16 protein-coding genes and 1 rRNA gene (1 of these 17 cut by a window edge) are annotated in these 17500 nt (G+C 54.0%); 3 read left to right on the top strand and 14 right to left on the bottom strand.

Going from position 1 to position 17500, the window contains the following annotated elements; all coding sequences use genetic code 11:
- From C814_RS16905 to C814_RS16895, 3 genes are all read right to left on the bottom strand, one after another.
- Window positions 1-128, bottom strand: a 16S ribosomal RNA gene (locus tag C814_RS16905); it reaches 1399 nt to the left of the window's first position.
- Between the two features lie 439 nt (window positions 129-567).
- Entirely contained in the window at window positions 568-2397 is a 1830-nt protein-coding gene (locus C814_RS16900) for an amylosucrase (RefSeq protein ID WP_016316615.1), read from the bottom strand.
- 56 nt (window positions 2398-2453) lie between these two features.
- Entirely contained in the window at window positions 2454-3413 is a 960-nt protein-coding gene (locus tag C814_RS16895; RefSeq protein WP_016316614.1) for a carbohydrate kinase family protein, read from the bottom strand.
- A gap of 235 nt (window positions 3414-3648) precedes the next feature.
- Between C814_RS16895 and C814_RS0105235 the strand changes: the two genes are divergently transcribed.
- Window positions 3649-3927 carry a hypothetical protein gene (locus C814_RS0105235; RefSeq protein WP_022788495.1) on the top strand — a complete coding sequence of 93 codons (279 nt, stop codon included), beginning with the start codon at window positions 3649-3651 and terminating at the stop codon, window positions 3925-3927.
- Window positions 3924-4781 carry an AraC family transcriptional regulator gene (locus C814_RS16890; RefSeq protein ID WP_016316613.1) on the top strand — a complete coding sequence of 286 codons (858 nt, stop codon included), beginning with the start codon at window positions 3924-3926 and terminating at the stop codon, window positions 4779-4781. The genes C814_RS0105235 and C814_RS16890 overlap by 4 nt, the downstream gene beginning before the upstream one ends.
- 30 nt (window positions 4782-4811) lie before the next feature.
- Here C814_RS16890 and C814_RS16885 read toward each other — a convergent pair whose 3' ends face one another.
- The 7 genes from C814_RS16885 to C814_RS16860 form a co-directional block, all read right to left on the bottom strand.
- Complete coding sequence (locus tag C814_RS16885; protein ID WP_016316612.1) at window positions 4812-7001, bottom strand: alpha-galactosidase; 2190 nt, start codon at window positions 6999-7001, stop codon at window positions 4812-4814.
- Window positions 7002-7045: 44 nt separating this feature from the next.
- Complete coding sequence (locus tag C814_RS0105230; protein ID WP_022788494.1) at window positions 7046-7234, bottom strand: hypothetical protein; 189 nt, start codon at window positions 7232-7234, stop codon at window positions 7046-7048.
- 260 nt (window positions 7235-7494) lie between these two features.
- On the bottom strand, window positions 7495-8334 hold the full coding sequence (locus C814_RS16880; protein ID WP_016316611.1) for a carbohydrate ABC transporter permease: 840 nt from the start codon (window positions 8332-8334) through the stop codon (window positions 7495-7497).
- A 12-nt stretch (window positions 8335-8346) separates the two neighbouring features.
- Entirely contained in the window at window positions 8347-9252 is a 906-nt protein-coding gene (locus C814_RS16875) for a carbohydrate ABC transporter permease (protein WP_016316610.1), read from the bottom strand.
- 21 nt (window positions 9253-9273) lie between these two features.
- On the bottom strand, window positions 9274-10563 hold the full coding sequence (locus C814_RS16870) for an ABC transporter substrate-binding protein (protein WP_016316609.1): 1290 nt from the start codon (window positions 10561-10563) through the stop codon (window positions 9274-9276).
- 318 nt (window positions 10564-10881) lie between these two features.
- Complete coding sequence (locus tag C814_RS22445) at window positions 10882-11766, bottom strand: AraC family transcriptional regulator (RefSeq protein ID WP_016316608.1); 885 nt, start codon at window positions 11764-11766, stop codon at window positions 10882-10884.
- A gap of 80 nt (window positions 11767-11846) precedes the next feature.
- The gene (locus C814_RS16860) at window positions 11847-12944 is read right to left on the bottom strand and encodes an ABC transporter ATP-binding protein (protein ID WP_016316607.1); all 1098 of its coding nucleotides are present in this window, start codon (window positions 12942-12944) and stop codon (window positions 11847-11849) included.
- A gap of 394 nt (window positions 12945-13338) precedes the next feature.
- On the opposite strand from C814_RS16860, the gene C814_RS22440 reads away from it, so the two are divergent.
- Window positions 13339-14010 carry a DUF624 domain-containing protein gene (locus C814_RS22440; protein WP_196809935.1) on the top strand — a complete coding sequence of 224 codons (672 nt, stop codon included), beginning with the start codon at window positions 13339-13341 and terminating at the stop codon, window positions 14008-14010.
- A 125-nt stretch (window positions 14011-14135) separates the two neighbouring features.
- Here the strand turns inward: C814_RS22440 and C814_RS16855 are convergent, their stop codons facing one another.
- From C814_RS16855 to C814_RS16840, 4 genes are all read right to left on the bottom strand, one after another.
- A complete protein-coding gene (locus tag C814_RS16855) occupies window positions 14136-14612 on the bottom strand; it encodes a hypothetical protein (protein WP_196809934.1) in 477 nt (158 codons plus the stop codon).
- 107 nt (window positions 14613-14719) lie between these two features.
- Window positions 14720-15820, bottom strand: a complete 1101-nt coding sequence (ychF, locus tag C814_RS16850) for a redox-regulated ATPase YchF (protein ID WP_016316604.1) — start codon at window positions 15818-15820, stop codon at window positions 14720-14722.
- Between the two features lie 179 nt (window positions 15821-15999).
- Window positions 16000-17112 carry a tyrosine-type recombinase/integrase gene (locus C814_RS16845; protein WP_016316602.1) on the bottom strand — a complete coding sequence of 371 codons (1113 nt, stop codon included), beginning with the start codon at window positions 17110-17112 and terminating at the stop codon, window positions 16000-16002.
- An 87-nt stretch (window positions 17113-17199) separates the two neighbouring features.
- Complete coding sequence (locus C814_RS16840) at window positions 17200-17418, bottom strand: MerR family transcriptional regulator (RefSeq protein WP_016316601.1); 219 nt, start codon at window positions 17416-17418, stop codon at window positions 17200-17202.
- Window positions 17419-17500 lie beyond the last annotated feature (82 nt).

The following is a 17500-nucleotide window of genomic DNA, read 5'->3' as shown; positions in this document are numbered from 1 at the left end:
TCACCCGTCCGCCACTAAGCTTATCTCTCGTCCATCCGAAAACTTCTGAAATATAAGCCCCGTTCGACTTGCATGTGTTAGGCGCGCCGCCAGCGTTCGTCCTGAGCCAGGATCAAACTCTTTGTTAATTGTATGAGAAAGCTCAACGCTTTTTCATCTGAAACAAAGCTTTTGTCCAAGCAAATTTCTTTGCTGGTTTTCGCTTTTTAAGTCCGTCTGCATTTGCAGACCACTCAAAGTTCTTTTCAAGGGTTTTTACTCGGTTCCTGCTCTCACAGAAACCTAAGTGATTTTCCTTACTTGTTGTTCATTTTTCAAGGTGCTGTGCGCTTCGTGTCCGGCGTTTGTGTCGTCGCTCACGAGACAGCTTAGTTATAATATCACGTTCCCCTTTCTTTGTCAACACCTTTTTTCATTTTTTTTAAAGTTTTTTGGTTTTTTCTTCTTTTTCCCCTTCCAGATTCTTCACATCCCCCTAAAACCGGCCTTTTGCGCCGACTTTCGAGCCAGACAGACAGAAAAAGAAAAGGGTGGGAACCCGCGCCGGAATCCCACCCCATATTTAATTTACAGCTTCTGCACACAGATACAGTATTGATATGGCTGAAGCTTCCAGTCAGAGAACCAGATGTCCTTTCCGGTGATCCGGTCGACAAACGCCCCGCTCATTGCATCGAGAGAAATCGCCTGCCAGGCCCCGGAGAAGTTAAACAGGCAGACCATCCGCTCGGACTCGGTAGTGCGCACCAGCGCGAGTACCGAACAGTTATGGGTATCCCAAGTGGAAACCCACGCCTGCGGAGAGAAACATTCCTCCTCTGCCCGCAGCCGTTCAAGCTGCCGCAGTCCGTCCCAAATCTGCTGCTGAACACTTCCCTCCTGGGTACGCAGTGCAGCATTCTCCCAGGAGAACGGGGTCCTATGCAGATTGCGGCTGTCCTCCCGCAGGACCGGATCGTTGTGATAAGCATAACCGTTGAGCTGGCCGATCTCATCCCCGCTCGAAAGCATGGGGAACCCGGCCATGCACATCATGGCAGCATGCATCATCAGGTCGCGCTGGATGCCCATTGACACCTGCCAGCCGTCCTGTTCATAAAGGCCCTTTTCGATGCCGCAGAGGCTTGCCGTTGTGCCGCAGGTACGCGCATCCTGAGTAGCAGGATTATAGTTATACCGTTCCCCGCGGGCGTAAGTGCCTGGGAAGCTGCCTTCGAAAAAGCGGTAGAGATATTTTTTGTGCTCCAGCGGATCCATCCCGATGCTTTTCCCGAATTCCTCATTCAGTCCCCAGCCAATATCGTCGTGGCAGCGCAGATAATTGACAAAGCAGCAATGGGACGGCAGGCTGTGCAGGTCATCCAGCTGACGCTTGAGCTGCCGGACGTCCGAAGAAGCCAGTGCACTCCATTGGGTCGCCATGGTGGAAGAATTGTATAGTAGATGGCACTCCGGCTTTTCCAGCGTTCCAAAATAAGGCGCCAGCTCCCAGGGCGCCATTACGACCTCGCCTTTGAGGATCACGCCCGGACAGACCGTTTCAATAATCAGACGGATCATCCGCATAATGGTATGCACTTTCGGCAGGTTGCGGCAGGTGGTCCCGATCTCCTTCCAAAGGTAAGGGACCGCGTCGATCCGCAGCACCTCCACGCCCAGGTTGGCCAGAAGCAGCATACTCCCGACCATCTCATTGAATACCACCGGATTGCGGTAGTTGAGGTCCCACTGGTAATGGTGGAACGAAGAGCAGACATATTTATGCATCTGTTCCTGATAGATGAAGCTGCCCGGAGCGGTTTCGGGGAACACGTCCGGGATGGTCTGTTCCATCTGCCTTGGGATGTCGGGGGTATCGAAGCAGATGTACCGGTCGATATACTCCTGTTCACCCGCCTTGGCACGCATCGCCCATTCATGGGTGTCCGCCGTATGGTTGATGACAAAATCCAGACAGAGGCTCATCCCCCGGCGGCGCATGGCGGCGGTCAGATGGCTGAGGTCCTCGTTGGTGCCGAGCGGCGGGTCCACCTGATTGAAGTCCTCCACCGCATAACCGCCGTCATTATCGGGATGGGGCATCTTGAGCAGCGGCATCAGATGCAGATAGGTAATCCCCTGCTCGGAGAGGTAATCCAATTTCTGTTCCAAATGTTTGAGGTCTCCGGCGAACAGGTTGGTGTACATGGTGACGCCCAGCATCTTCCCTGACCGGAACCACTCCGGATTTTCCTCCCGCTGGCTGTCCAGCCGCTTCAGTCCCTGACCGCGCTGGTGGTAAGCCTCGCGCATCCGCGCTTCCAGCGCCTCCAGCCGCTCACGGTTGTTATATAGCTCCATATAGAGCCATTCCAGTTCATCCCGCCCTTCAGAAAGGCGGCGTTCAAAAGCATTCATCTTGTCTCCTCCTTCTTTAGAGCCTGCCTCGCGTTTCAAAAAGGCGCGCGAAGCATTCACGCCTCTTCCATCAGACGCCGCACCGCATCCAGTTCCGGCATACTGCGGATCGCACCCTTTTTCGCGGTAATCAAGCTCGCGGCAGCATTGGCGAACCGGAGCATTCCGGTCAGCAGCTCTCCATTGAGCTGCTCCAGCCCATACTCCAGCACAAAATGCAGGCAGCAGCCGCAGAAGGTATCACCCGCACCGGTGGTATCCACAGCCTTGATCTGCAAATAGGTGGGCTGGCTGACCATCAGTTCTTTCCAGAATGCAATACTGCCCTGCTTTCCGCGCGTGACCAGCAGCAGCTGAATGTTGGGGAACTGTTCCCGCAGCTGCGCGGCGCCCTCTCCGATCTCCTTACACCCGGTGAGGAATTCCAGTTCCTCCTCGGCGATCTTGAGCAGGCCACAGACCGAACATCCCCAGAGCATCTGCTCTTTGGCGGTGTCCAGGCTTTTCCAGAGGGAAGCACGCAGGTTGGGGTCAAAGCTGACCAATGCGCCGCCTGCGCGTGCTGCCTCTACTGCGGCGCGTGTGGCCGAACGGCTCGGCTCACGGGTCAGCGACAGGGAGCCAAAGTGGAAAATGCGGGTCTGTCCAAGCATTTCGAGCGGCAGCTCCTCGGGGCACAGCAGCTCGTCTGCGCCCGGGTCCCGGTAAAAGCTGAATTCCCGGTCACCGTCGGGGGCATTCTGCACAAAGGCAAGGGTGGTATTGGCAGAAGCGTCCAGCACCAGGCCCGCGCTGTCGATCCCGACTTCTTCAATGGTGGCTTTCAGCAGACGGCCGAAGATATCCTCCCCCACCTTCCCGACAAAAGCGGTGTGCCGCCCTAGCCGGGTAAGCATCGAAAGTACATTGCAGGGCGCCCCCCCGGGATTGGCTTCAAACAGTCCATTTCCCTGTTCACTGCTCCCATTTGCAGTAAAATCAATCAGCAGTTCGCCCAGGGCAACGACATCATACATAAAAAGTCCTTCTTTCTTTTGTAAATATTATGGAAAGGTTCCGGGAAATAAAACCTGTTTTTGGGTGCAAAAGAGTGGAAACGTTATTTTTTTATGGTATAATGTCATAAAATTACCATCTCGTCCCACAAATATGATATACTATCCGCAGAGTGGAGCACATATCCGGGTATGTGTCTGTTATAAGCGTATAGTTGGAAACCTGTATTGCGAAACAAGTCACCCTAGGGCTTGTTTGAAAACAGAGGAATTAACGGATTTTTCGCAGGAATCAAGCGGCTGCAAAGAGAAACGTGCAGGAATATTTTGTATTGATGTATTCCGCGTATTTTTGACGCAGCAGATGCTGTTTCCTATAGAAAAAGGCGGTGGTTTTGATTTTTTCGAACAGCCCCTGATAGTCACGCGGCGCGCCGCGTGGCAGGTGGCCGTTTTTACGGCCACCTGCGAAGGTATGTGGAGTATGATTCCAGCAAACCCCACCGGCGCCGCAAGAAAGGGAGTAACAGGATGAATAACCTTTCCTTCTCACTCTTTCCCAACGAGAATTTCCTGGACCTTCGGCTCTACCAATACGGTTGGGAGCAGTGTGCACCCCTGCATTCTTTCGGCCCCTTTATCCGCAACCACTTTCTGTTTCACTATGTCATCTCCGGACAAGGCGTTCTGGATTCCACCCCCAAAAACGGTGTAACCAACCGCTATTATCTGGAGGAAAATCAGGGCTTTCTGATCTGCCCCGGACAGGTCAATACCTACAGCGCCTCGGAGAAGCATCCGTGGAAATACGTCTGGCTCGAGTTCGACGGGCTGCGGGCATCCGAACATCTTTCCAGCGCAGGGCTGGACATCTCCCAGCCGCTCTACCGCCCCAAAACCCCTGCCATGGGGGAGGCGGTGCGGGACCTCATGCTCTACATCGCCGATCATTCGGAATCGTCCTCTCTGCATCTGATCGGACATCTGTTCCTGTTTCTGGATGCGTTGATCGAATCCTCTGCCACCCGCCGGGAGTTTGGCGGAGCACAGCTCCGGGATTTTTATATCCAGGAGGCGATCACCTTCATCGAGCAGAACTACCAGCGCGATCTGACAGTGGAGGAGATTGCGGATGTCTGCAAACTCAACCGCAGCTATTTCAGCAAGCTGTTCAAAGAGAACATGGGCTGTCCCCCGCAGGAATTTCTGATCCGGATGCGCTTGACCAAAGCCACCGAGCTGATGAAGACCAGCAGCGCACCAATCGGGGAAATTTCAACCGTATGCGGCTATCCGAACCAGCTGCACTTTTCCCGGGCATTCAAAAAGCGGTACGGCATCTCCCCCAGGGAGTGGCGCACCCAGAACAAACTCCACTCGAGAGGCTGACCGCCCTGCGGTCAGCCTCTTTTCTGTATGTCACTCGGCTTTCAGATGGAGCTGGAACGGCTGATAGTCGTCTTTCAGCATGGGCAGAGGATATCCCGCCTGCATCAGCACATCCCCGGGATAGACCTCTTCCCCGTCATTCACCCGGTAGCAGAAGGACGGATCAAGCCCCTTGATCCGCAGCACCCGGAAAGGCGGGGCAGCGTGCATCGTGCCGGTGACCAGGGAAACCAGGGCCTCCCGCCGGTCCTCTGAGACATGCGCCCACGCGGTGTACGGCCCATCCTCAAACGGATCGGTTAGCCGGTAGTAGTCTCCCCGCTGAATCAGATCATAATAGGCCTTATACTTCTCGATCTGCCGGACGATGATCTCCTTTTCCTCAGGAGTGGTCTCGTTCAGATCCATTTCATAGCCAAAGGTGCCTGACATCGCTACGATCCCCCTGGTCTCCATCGAGACACAGCGCCCGGTCTGCCCGTTGGGGACTGCCGAAACATGCGCCCCCATCGTGCTGGCGGGATAGCAGAACGAGGTACCGTACTGGATACGAAGCCGGTCGATTGCATCGGTATTGTCGCTGCACCAGATCTGAGGTGTATAATAGAGCATTCCTGTATCGAACCGGCCGCCGCCGCCGCTGCACCCCTCGATCAACAGGTCGGGATAATCCCGCCGGAACCGCTCGAGTAGTTCATAAACGCCGAGCATATACCGGTGAAAGACCTCCCCCTGCCGGTTGGCGGGAAGCCCTGCCGACCAGACATCAGACAGGCTGCGGTTCATATCCCATTTAATATAAGTGACGTTGGCGCTCGAAAGCACCTCCTTGAGAACCTGATAGATATGGTCGCGCACTTCCTTGCGGGAAAAGTCGAGTACAAGCTGGCTGCGGCCGCGGGTCTGTGCCCGGCCCGGCGCACGCAGCGCCCAGTCGGGATGATCCCGGTAAAGCTGGCTGTCCTCGCTGACCATCTCCGGTTCAATCCACATCCCAAACCGCAGACCCAGATCATTGATCCGGGGAACCAAAGCCTCCAGCCCGCCGGGCAGCTTGTTCTGGTCCACCACCCAGTCGCCCAAACCGCTCAGGTCGCTGTCCCGGTTGGTAAACCAGCCATCGTCCATGACAAACAGCTCCGCCCCAAGCGAGGCCGCCTCCTTGGCAATCGACACGAGCATGTCCGCATCGAAATGGAACTCGGTTGCCTCCCAGTTGTTAATCAGAACCGGGCGGCGTGCACCGTGGTAAGGGTCGCGGATGAGGTGTTCACGGATGGCGCGGTGGAACTGATGGGTCATCCGGGCCAAACCGCAGGTCGAACAGACCAGGGCCGCTTCCGGGGTGGTAAACGACTCACCCGGGTTAAGGGGCCAGCAGAAGTGGTAGGGGTTGATCCCCATGACCAGACGGCTGCTCTCGAACTGGCTGCGTTCGACCGCCGCCTCAAAGTTGCCGCTGTAAACCATCGCGGCACCGTAGCACAGCCCGTAGTCCTCATTCGCATCGTGGTCGCAGAGGACGACAAACGGGTTATGCTGATGGCTGGAGGTGCCGCGCACGCTTCCCACACTCTGGACGCCCTGACGCAGAGGGGTGCGGGTAGGGCAGCGTTCGATTACATGCCCACCGTCGAAGGTAATCAGATCGAGGTCAGCGCGCTGGAAATCCAGGCAGAGGGAGGTCGCGCGGCGCAGCCGGACCGGATGACCGCCCCGGTTGGTGATCCGCGCGGCGCGGGTAATCAGGTCGCACTGTTCGAACACGCCGTAGTAGAGTTCGACCCCTACCTGCGCGGCGGTATCCTCCAGAAAGAGCACCAGCGTTTCGGCCTGTTCCTCGTCCCCAAAAAAGGCAGGCAGGCCCTCAAGGCTGTATTTGCCCTTTTTCACCTCAAAACCGGTATACCGCAGGTCCGCGATCCGGCTGCCATCCTCCAGCTCCAGATCAATCGACGGGATACGGAAATCTCCCACACCGCAGGTGGAATACTCCTGTGGGAGCGTGTCCAGCGAGTAGTCGCGGTTGTGCCCGACTTCACTGGGATTGGGGGAGAAGCCGCGGTCGGTATACCGAACCAGATAGGACAGGTCTCCCCCGACGATGCGCGCGCCATAATAGGTATGGAGCAGCACCCGGTAGCTGTCCGCTTTCATCTGATAGGTGGTGTTACGGGTGTGGAGGGTAAAAAGCCCCTCTTTTTTGTCACAAACGATCATAATGGAATCCCCTCACATAAGCATAAAAATTTGCTGCAATCATTTTAAGCAATTTTAAGATGTGATGCAATAGGTAATTTTATAATTGGACAGCCGCAAAAGCATTTTTTTGATTTCCGGAAGCTGTTTTTTGCATCTGCGGTAAAGGCTTTCCCTTCAAAGCATACCAGCAGGACATCTTCCCGCTGCCCGAAAATAGAATCCTTTTCAAGCGTGCTGACTGTTCGATCCAAGGGGTCTCCACCCTCAGAATCCAAGCTAGGGAGGAGGCAGCCCGCCATATACGCGCGGCGGGAGCGTCGTACCAGTGCAGTCTTAAAACAACAGCCCCAGCGGGCCGAAACCAGCGCCGGGGCTGTCACGCTTCCGGAATGTGAAACCGGAGATTTTGCACACATCCTGCCGGAACCGGCTTGACGCCGGTTCCGGTGCCGCGGCAGGGGCCGCAGATCAGCAGGACAGCAGAGCCATCCGACCGCTGAAAGTCTGATGATTATTTACCGCCGGTCATCGCAACGCCTTCGATGAACTGGCGCTGGAAGAACAGATAGAGAATGACCATCGGGAGCATTGCCAGCAGGCTTCCGGCCATCAGTACCGGGAAGTTGGTGGTGAACTGCCCGCGCAGGGTTGCAAGCCCGGAGGAAAGGGTCATCATCTTCAAGTCAGAGTTGACAACCAGCGGCCACATCAGGTCTCCGTAAGCGAACACCGCGGTAAAGACCGTGAGCGCCGCCACCGACGAAGAGGTGAGCGGGAACATTACCTTGGTGAACGACTGCCACTGGTTGCACCCGTCGAGATAGGCGGCCTCACCGATCTCGTTGGGAATGCCAAGGTATGCCTGCCGCAGGAAGAAGGTACCGAACGCGCTGACCAGGCCGGGGAAGACCAGCGCAAAGATGGAGTTTGCCGCACCCAGCTTGGCTACCATCTGGTACTGCGGGATAATGAAGATCTGGCTGGGCATCATCATCTGCATCAGCACGATGCTGAACAGGAGGTTTTTGCCCTTGAACTGCAGTTTTGCAAACGCATAGCCCGCCATCGAGCTGAACGCCACCGCGCAGACCACACGGAAGAGGATCATCAGTGCGGTATTCCAATAGAGGCTTACGAACGGAAGGCTCTCCATAACCCGGGTGAAGTTCTCAAAGGTGATCTGTGCTGGAAAGATAGTGGGCGGAATCTGCATGCTTTCAGGCACTGTTTTAGAACTGGTAAGAATCATCCAGAGGAACGGGAAGATCATAACGAGCGAGCCAAGGATAAGCGCTGCATAGGTAACGGTGGTAACGATCTTCTTGGACTGTCCCATAGAGCTATTCTTCATCGTTATCCCTCCTTACACTTCGTAGTTGACCCATTTCTTCTGGCCGACAAACTGGATCACAGTGACAATGCCGATCAGGAAGACGGTCCAGATGACGATTGCAGAACCATAGCCGCGGTTGCTCGCCACGAACGACTCACGATAGAACAGGTACATCAGGCTCTGCACGCTGGTGAGCGCGGGGTTGGTGTCCTCAACCATCATGTAGATGAGGTCATAAACCTTCATCGAAGCCATCAGGCGCATGATGAGCACCACGAACAGGGTGGGGGAAACCATCGGCAGGGTGATGTGGAAGAACTGGGTGATCTTGCCGGCGCCGTCGATCTCCGCCGCCTCATAGTAGGATTTGGAGATGTTCTGCAAACCGGAGAGCAGCAGGACCGCGTCATAGCCGATCGCGCTCCAGACCGCAACAACCGCACAGGCGATCATGACAACCTTGGAATCGGTAACCCAGTTGATGCTGGTTCCCATCATCTGGTTGAGGATACCGTAATCGCTGTTGAAGATCCAGCGCCATACCATCGTAATCGCGGCAGGGGCACAGACCATCGGCAGGAAGAATACCGACCGGAAGAAGCCCTTGCCCTTAACCTTGGCATTAAGTAGGATCGCCACCAGCAGGGCGAGGAAGATGCCGACCGGAACGGTCAGGATACAAAAGTATACGGTATTCCAGGTTGCTTTCCAGAACTCTGGGCTTTTGAACATGGTAACATAGTTGTCGATACCGAGGAACCGGTAATGGCCGAAGCCCAGATGCTCGCAGAAGCTGGCGTACAGCGTCTGGATAAACGGCCAGACGTTCAATACGACCAGTCCGATGATGGTAGGGGCTACCATGAGCCAGCCCCAGTTTTGCTCCCGCTTTGCGGCGGCGGACAGCTTGACTGTCCCGGATTTTGGATTACTCAAAAGAATGCCCTCCCCTCATTTTCAGGACACCGCACTCGCGTTGTCCACCATCTGCTGCATATTTGCCAAGCCCGTGTCGATATCCACCTGTCCGCTGTAAATCTTAATCAGCTCGTCACTGACAAGGCTCTTCCATTTCGGCCGGGAAGCATTGTTGACCGACTGGACGCAATACTCGAACTGGTCAACCACAATTCCGAGGTTCAGGTCATAGTCAAACTGGTCAAACGCGCTGATCCAGGTTTCCTCCAGACCGTCGTAAGCGGGGACCGCCGCACCTGAAAGGCCCTGAATCCGCTGTCCTTCCTCGCTGCCGAAGAATTTGAGAACGTCCTTAACAAGCTCAAGGTTTTTACCGCGTGCAGCGGTCGAATAGCACAGGCCGTTCGAAATGGTGGCACGTCCATCACCGCTAACGGGGTCTGGACATTTTGGAAGAACCGCCACATCCCATTTGCCGACCATGTTGGGATAGTCCAGCATCTCCTGGCGCAGGTTCCAGTTTCCCTCAAGGAACATCGAGCCTGCTTCAGAGAAGAATGCGACACCAGGTGCAGTTTGGGCAAAATAGCTCTGATCCGGGCACCAGTCGTTGCTTTGCAGGCCGATATAGAACTTCATAGCCTTCTGGGTAGCCGGATGGGTGAAGCCCGCTTGGGTTTTATCCTCGTTGAGAATATAGCCGCCTGCCTGATAAACGAAATTCCAGTAGCCGAGCTGGTCGTCCGCATAGGCCAGATAGCCGTATTTTCCGGTTGTGTCATAAATTTTCTGAGAAGCCTCGGTCAGGTCATCCCAGGTCCAGCTCTCATCAGGATAGGATACGCCTGCCGCATCGAACATCTCCTTGTTATAAACAAGACAGATATTATCCTTGTCCTTCGGCACGCCATAAATCCGCCCGTCGCTGCCCATCGCGTTGCTCAGGGAGATTTCGGAATAATGGTCACTGTAGAAATTGGGGTCTACATCGTCATACAGGTCGGTCACATCCGCCAGCATCCCGAAATCGGAATAATACAGGATCTGGTTGGTGTGCATCCAGAAGATGTCCGGCATGGTGTTGCTTTCGGCGGCTGCCTCCAGCTTGGTCCAGTACTCGTTCCAGCTGGTCACCTGCACTTCGATGACCACATCCGGATTCTGGGCGGTATAGGCGTCACAGATCGCCTGCATACCATCGCGCTGTGCGACGTCCCATATCTGGAAGGTCAGGTGTGTTTTTCCATCTGCCGCACTGCACCCGGCCAGGGACATCAGAAGCAGTGTTACAGCCAGAACGATTGCTGCTATGCGGGGAATCTTTTTCATAACTCCACTCCTCTACGAATTTCTTTGTTTTTTGGCTAGACTATCCCCATAGCGCCATTACTAAAATTTTAAACCCGCTCGCCTGTTCTGTAAATGGACAGGGATTTGAAAAATATACCTATATGTTGCGCAAGACGTTTTAAGTGCAGATTGCCGCAACATATAGGTATATTTTCAATAATTTCGTTTATAAATACGATAAAAGAAAGTATGTTTTGGGTAAAATGCCCTACAAAGAAGACGATATTTACCCATTTAAATACAAGTTATTCCAGAATGTGAAGCAAAATATAGATTTATGTGCTATGCACAGATTCCCTACCAAAGCGGCTGCCGCTCTTCTAAGCGGAACCCCGTACGTTGGCGTCTAGGCGCACTTTCCAGATACTCGCTGGGGGACATACCGGTCTCCCTCCGGAACGCCTTGGCAAAATAGTTTGCATTGGCAAACCCGGACGCCTCTGCCACATACGCGATCGACACATCTTCCGCCCGCAGCAACAGTTTAGCATATTCGATCCGAACCCTGGTGATGTATTTTCCTGGGGAGATCCCCGTCTTTTTCACAAAGCTGCGGCTGAGATGCGCTTTTGAGACCTCGAGCCGTTCGGCCAGCTCATCCAATCCTTCCAAAAATGGGAATTCCTCCTGGATAATCGCAATCGCGGATTCCACCAGCGGCGAAAGGGGAGGCGATGCATCATCCCGCTGCACCCTTGCACCACAGAGCTGCATCAGCAGAGAGTATGCATAGGACGAAGCAAGCTCGCCGCTCACCGGGGGATTCTCCTCCTCGAGTACAGAAAGCGCCATGACTGTCTCCCGCACTGCAGGCGCGCATCCGGAAAACAGGAAAGTTCCCTCCTCCATCCGCTCCTGAAGCAGACGGTCAGCCAGCTCCCCTTGCAGATGAACTTCCATACAAAGGCAATCCGAGACCGACTGTATGGTGTAAGGCTCCCCACAGCGCATGACGAGGACCTGGCCCGCTTCCAGTAGGAAATACTGCGTGTGCGAGGTTACGGTGAGGCTCCCACGCACAGCGGCAATCAGGGTATAGTCCCCTTCTCTGCCGCAGCCGCTGTAGAGGTCTCCCACAGAAAGCGGGAGCGTCTGCGCAAAAGGCAGAACCAGCAGCCCCCGTACGCTGGTATCGGGGGCCGCCGGTTTGATGACATAACTTTCATTCTGGCGGGGCGGCATATTCTTTCAACCTCCATTATAATTTTCGGATAACTGTAATGATGATACCGAGGGACGAAAGACCCGCCCAGCCCGCAGTTTTAGTGGGCAATCGCCAACTCGGTTTCCTTATCGAACAGGTGGACCTTCTCCACATCAAAGTTCAGCGCTGCAACATCGCCTTCACGCCCGGAGAAGGTGGATGCCGCGCGAACCACCAATTTGCTGCCTTTGCAGTCAAGATGCAGGTTGATTTCCGCACCCATCAGCTCGGCGATCTCGATATTTGCTTCCAGATCGTGCTTTCTGTCGGCAGAAACCGCGTCGACATCCTCGGGACGGATGCCCAGAACCACTGTTTTGCCAACATAAGGGGCGAGCTTCTTCTTGTCCATCCGGTCGGACAGAGTGATCAGATTCCCGCAGACCTCTGCGCGGTAAACGCCGTTGCTCTCGGAGATGACCGCATCCAGGAAGTTCATCTGCGGGGAACCGATAAAGCCGGCCACAAACAGGTTGCAGGGGAAATCGTACAGATTCTGCGGAGTATCCATCTGCTGGATGATACCGTCTTTCATAACGACGATCCGGTCACCCATCGTCATTGCCTCGGTCTGGTCATGGGTGACGTAGACAAAGGTGGTCTGCAAGCGCTTATGCAGACGGCTGATCTCCGAACGCATCGCGGTACGCAGCTTGGCGTCCAGGTTGGAAAGCGGCTCGTCGAGCAGGAATACGGCTGGATCACGCACCATCGCGCGTCCGAGCGCCACACGCTGGCGCTGACCACCCGAAAGCGCCTTCGGCTTCCGGTTGAGCAGATGCTCCAGATCGAGTGCCTTTGCCGCTTCATGCACCCTGCGGTCGATCTCGTCTTTGGGCATCTTTTTGAGGTTCAGCCCGAATGCGATGTTTTTATAAACAGTCATATGCGGATAGAGCGCGTAGTTCTGGAATACCATCGCGATGTCGCGGTCTTTGGGAGCAACGTCGTTGACCACCCGGTCACCGATATACAGTTCGCCCTCGCTGACATCCTCAAGCCCCGCAATCATACGCAGCGTTGTGGACTTTCCGCATCCGGACGGGCCGACGAGGATCACGAACTCCTTGTCCTTGATCTCAAGGTTCAGATCGGGAACTACGGTAACGTTGCCCGGATAGATTTTTTTTACATGTTTGAATGTGATACTTGCCATAACGCGCTCCTTCCAAATCATACCTCAAGGGTAATTTCATGACCAAACAGGGATCAAAACTCCTCTTTTGTGATTCCCGCAAGGACTCTCTCTTATTTCCAAGAATAGCACTTTTCAGGCAAATCCGCAAGGGTAATAAGAGGATGTGGATAGCAAAAAAATGATATAGTATAAAAAGAGGCCAGCTGATTGCTCCAGCCATACAGACAGAAGGCGGGCAGAAAATTTTCTGTCCGTTCTCTGTTCCGCTGTTGCATCCAAAATCCTGCTATGGTAAACTGAAACCAGACGTTTTCACGATTCTTTAAAATTTATACGCAGTCCGGGTTCTGTGGAAAAAAGGACAACCTGTTGGAACAGGAGCTGCCCAGACCGGCGTGAAAGGGGAATGTTTTTGTTTTTCCGTAAAGATTATGCCACCCCCGGACCGGGGATCGACCCGGATGCGCCTGAAAAGACCGGTCCTGCCCGCTTCCTGGAAATCTTGCAGCTCGAGTGCATCTCGCTGTTCAAGCTGAACCTGCTTTTCCTGGTCAGCTGCATCCCGGTTATCACCATCCCGCTTGCCCTTTTTGCCATGAACCATGTGGTCCGCAGGATGGTTCTCGACCAGCCGGTAGATTGCTTTTATCACTATCGGACAGCCTTCCTCAAACGGTGGAAAACCGCTTACAGCGCGTTCCTGCTGACCGCCCTGCCACTGGCATGTTCTGGCTACGGCGCCGCGTTCTATCTGCGCCACGCCACCTCAAATCCACTGTTTTTCCTGCCCTTTATGCTTTGTTCCACCGTTTTTCTGGTGGTCCTGCTCTCGTCTGTCTATTTATACGGCATTCTGTATGACGAAGGACCGCTTTCCCGGGCGATACGTCTGGCGCTGGTGCTCGGAATCGCCAAACCATTCCGCGCTGTGCTGGCTGTTCTCTCCTACTACGGGTTGCTGGTGGCCGCGGTGCTGGCTTTCCCGCTCAGTGCCGCTTATCTGCTGCTGATCGGCTTTTCTGTTCCCTGCCTGCTGGGAAACTTCTACCTCCGCACCGTATTAAAGCAGTTCTGTGCCTCCTAACCAACTCGGAGCTGTCTGACCCGGCAGCTTCCGCAGAGGCCCTCAGCATTTCCCCTCTAAAGGCGCGACAAAAGGGAGCTTTTTGGCAATCAAAAAGCTCCCTTTTCAAACAGGAAAACTGATTTCTATTCCAGCCTAAATTCTGCGCTGATCTCGGTGCAGGCGAGTGCATGGTCGCCTGTATCGCCATAGCAGGCGAGCTGGGCAACCCGGTAGATGCCCGGTCCCAGCGGCGGGTCGAACAGGTCGATTGGGACGGTAAGGACTATGCTGTCTCCACCCTTCAGCCGTTCCGACTCGGTCAGCCCAGCGGGGTTGACAGTACTGCCCTCGATTGGGATCAAGCGGATGACCTCCCCTTCTTCGAACCTTCGGAAGTCAAACCATTCAGAATAGAGCAGATCGCTGGTGGTATGGTTGATAACCGTCAGCTCAATTTCGGTCGTCCCCACTGGATAGCAGTCTCGGGACACCCGCGTTTCGATTCCCATCACCCGTTCGGGCGTCCCAGCGGATGCGGGTGCTTCTTCCGGCTGGGAAGCGGGGTCTGCCTCCCCACCCGAAACGACAGCAAATGTGAAATCATTTTTCGCCTCAGGCAAAAACAACTCTTTTTCGCGGATAGAGGGGCGCCGAACAAGCTGCCAGCCCGCCCCAAGCAACGCCCCCGCCAGGAACAGTCCAACCAGCAGAAGAATCGAACGGCGGCTCATACGTTAAACCGGAACAGAACGACATCGCCGTCCTGCATCACATATTCTTTCCCTTCCGAACGGACGAGCCCTTTTTCCTTTGCAGCATTCATCGAACCGCAGGCGGTGAGATCAGCAAATGAGACCACTTCAGCCCGGATAAACCCTTTTTCAAAATCGGTGTGGATTTTGCCTGCGGCCTGCGGCGCTTTTGTCCCCTGGGTGATCGTCCACGCGCGGACCTCCTGCTTTCCGGCTGTCAGATAGGAGATCAGGCCGAGCAGCGCATAACTCGCCTTAATCAGGCGGTCAAGCCCGGATTCATGCAGCCCCATCTCTTCCAGAAACATCAGCTTGTCCTCGGGGGACATATCCGCGATCTCTTCTTCGATCCGCGCGCAGATCGGGAGCACCTGCGCATACTCCGCTACCGCAATTTCTTCCACCTCTTTGTAGAATTGATTGGATTCTATCCCATTTGTAAAATCATTTTCACTCATATTGGCTGCATAAATGATCGGTTTTGCAGAGAGCAGCGGCATATCCGCGATCGCTTCCAACCATTCATCGGGGGAGCAGTCAAAACTGCGAGCCGGTTTTCCCTCCTCCAGATGGGCCTTGAGCTGTTTGAGCAGCTCCGCCTGCGCGGCGAGGGACTTATCCCCACCCTTGGCAGCTTTGAGGGAGCGGTCGATCTTGCGGTCGACGAGATCAATGTCCGAGAAGATCAATTCCAGACTGATCGTTTCAATATCCCGCTTTGGGCCGATCTCACCATCCACATGGACGATCTCACCGTCCTCGAAGCAGCGCACGACATGCACAATCGCATCCACCTCCCGGATGTGGGAGAGGAATTTGTTTCCCAGGCCCTCCCCCTTGGAGGCGCCTCGTACCAGTCCGGCGATATCGACAAATTCGATCACAGCAGGGGTGTATTTATCCGGGTCGTACATTTTTGCGAGCACATCCAGCCGCTCGTCCGGCACTGCAACCATACCAACATTTGGCTCAATGGTGCAGAACGGATAGTTTGCAGACTGGGCGCCCGCATTAGTAATCGCATTAAAGAGGGTCGATTTTCCTACATTGGGAAGACCCACGATGCCTAATTTCATTTTTCTGTATACCTCCTGATTTTCCAAGGGTTTCAAGACTTTCAAAGTGGTCTCCGCCACATTTCCGCCACATTACGGGCCTTTTGCTGCTGCCAACCCATTTTCGAGTTGCCCTTGCTCAAAGAGCTTGATGCCCATTTCCATACTATCATCTGTGACATGGACGTACCTGTCCATGGTCATTTCAGACTGGAATGGCCAAGGAGCTTCTGCAAAGTCTTAGGCTGCATCCCGCTTTCAATAGCGCGGGTGGCATAGGTGTGGCGGAGAGTGTGCATACAGAACCGTTTGATCCCAGCCTCGTCACAGAGCTTATACAAATGGGTATCATAGGAACTGTTCTTGTTCGGCATACCCGTGCGGAAATTGATGAAAACAAGGTCTTTCATGTTGAAGCTCTTTTTCTGCTTCTGATCCTTCCGCTTGTCTGCGTACTCCAAAACGGTGTCCAGTTCGGGGGATTGCTTGCGGGTATCCTTTGTGGCATAGACTTCTTTCAAGATTTCATACGCCCTGCCTGTCAGTGGAATGGTGCGATAACTCGCCATCGTCTTGGGAGGTCCGGCAACCCAAAACTGTTGCCGCTTGTAACGGAACTCCATCGTTTTCCGAATAGTCAGCGTCCGCCTCTCCCAGTCAACATCATCCCACGTCAATGCGATCATCTCACCCGTCCGCAGCCCCGTTTCCAGCAAAAAGGCGTACTGATAATAGTTATGCGACCTTCTTGCGGCATCCAGAAACTTCCTTTGTTCCTCTACGGTGAGAACCTTCAGGTCATCCACTGCTTTTGTGCTCTTGGAAAACTTTACGCCGTCCAGCGGGTGAACCTTGATCTTGCCGTTCAGCTTGGCAGACTTAAAGATGGTCCCAAGCGTAATATATGCCTGGTAGATCGTAGACCCAGCATATTTATCGTCCATACTGTTCAGAATTTTGGTACAGTGCATAGGCTTCACATTTTTGAGCTTCATTCTGCCAATAACAGGCTGGATATTCTGATAATACCGCTCGGCATAGTTTCTCCGAGTATTTGCCGCCAAATCCTTGATAAGCTCTGTATGCCAGAACTTAAACCACTCGTCAACGGTTATGTCCTCAGCGTCTATGCCGTCCCCGAACTCGTCCTGATGACGCATTTCATACAGCCATCTGTCGGCTTCAACCATGGTATCAAACCGCCGTTGATGCCGTTTGCCAGCCTTGTCAACAAAGCCGGCTATAAATTTTCCATCATCCTTCCTCCGCGAAATACCTTTGGGAAGTTTTTTGCCCTTGATATATTTACCCATTGGGAACTCCTTTCTATGTTGGAAGGAGCCCCTGCAACACACCCATTGTATCACAGAGGCTCCTGTCAGGCAAGAATGAAATTACGTTCAAATCACAAGACTCGTCCTAATAAACTCCTCAAACTCTTTGCGTTTGACAAGCTTCTTGTTCGGCCCCACATAGAGAACAAATGGACAGTTGGGCTCACGGAGCATCGCCTCAATTTTATTGATGCCGATGTTACTGTACTCGGCGGCTTCATACTTTGTCAAGGCAATCTTCTGTTCGATGAGGACTATAGCTTTAACTCTTTGAATGTCTTGCATTTGGACTCGCCTTGATATGGTATAAAAAAAGTTGACACCTTTTCCTCAAGGGAGTAGAAAAAAGAGAAGAAGAAGGAGGAAA

Origin of the sequence: Anaerotruncus sp. G3(2012), assembly GCF_000403395.2 — a bacterium.
In the GTDB taxonomy this organism is placed as follows: Bacteria; Bacillota; Clostridia; order Oscillospirales; family Ruminococcaceae; genus Anaerotruncus.
This window is presented reverse-complemented; position numbering and strand designations above follow the sequence as displayed.

Excerpts from the sequence above, each read along its gene's own strand:
- C814_RS16860 (WP_016316607.1), bottom strand. The coding sequence starts at position 12,944 with ATGGCAAGTATCACATTCAAACATGTAAAAAAAATCTATCCGGGCAAC.
- C814_RS16880 (WP_016316611.1), bottom strand. The coding sequence starts at position 8,334 with ATGAAGAATAGCTCTATGGGACAGTCCAAGAAGATCGTTACCACCGTT.
- C814_RS16885 (WP_016316612.1), bottom strand. The coding sequence starts at position 7,001 with ATGATCGTTTGTGACAAAAAAGAGGGGCTTTTTACCCTCCACACCCGT.
- ychF (WP_016316604.1), bottom strand. The coding sequence starts at position 15,820 with ATGAAATTAGGCATCGTGGGTCTTCCCAATGTAGGAAAATCGACCCTC.
- C814_RS16870 (WP_016316609.1), bottom strand. The coding sequence starts at position 10,563 with ATGAAAAAGATTCCCCGCATAGCAGCAATCGTTCTGGCTGTAACACTG.
- C814_RS16840 (WP_016316601.1), bottom strand. The coding sequence starts at position 17,418 with ATGCAAGACATTCAAAGAGTTAAAGCTATAGTCCTCATCGAACAGAAG.
- C814_RS16845 (WP_016316602.1), bottom strand. The coding sequence starts at position 17,112 with ATGGGTAAATATATCAAGGGCAAAAAACTTCCCAAAGGTATTTCGCGG.
- C814_RS16890 (WP_016316613.1), top strand. The coding sequence starts at position 3,924 with ATGAATAACCTTTCCTTCTCACTCTTTCCCAACGAGAATTTCCTGGAC.
- C814_RS22445 (WP_016316608.1), bottom strand. The coding sequence starts at position 11,766 with ATGCCGCCCCGCCAGAATGAAAGTTATGTCATCAAACCGGCGGCCCCC.
- C814_RS16895 (WP_016316614.1), bottom strand. The coding sequence starts at position 3,413 with ATGTATGATGTCGTTGCCCTGGGCGAACTGCTGATTGATTTTACTGCA.
- C814_RS16900 (WP_016316615.1), bottom strand. The coding sequence starts at position 2,397 with ATGAATGCTTTTGAACGCCGCCTTTCTGAAGGGCGGGATGAACTGGAA.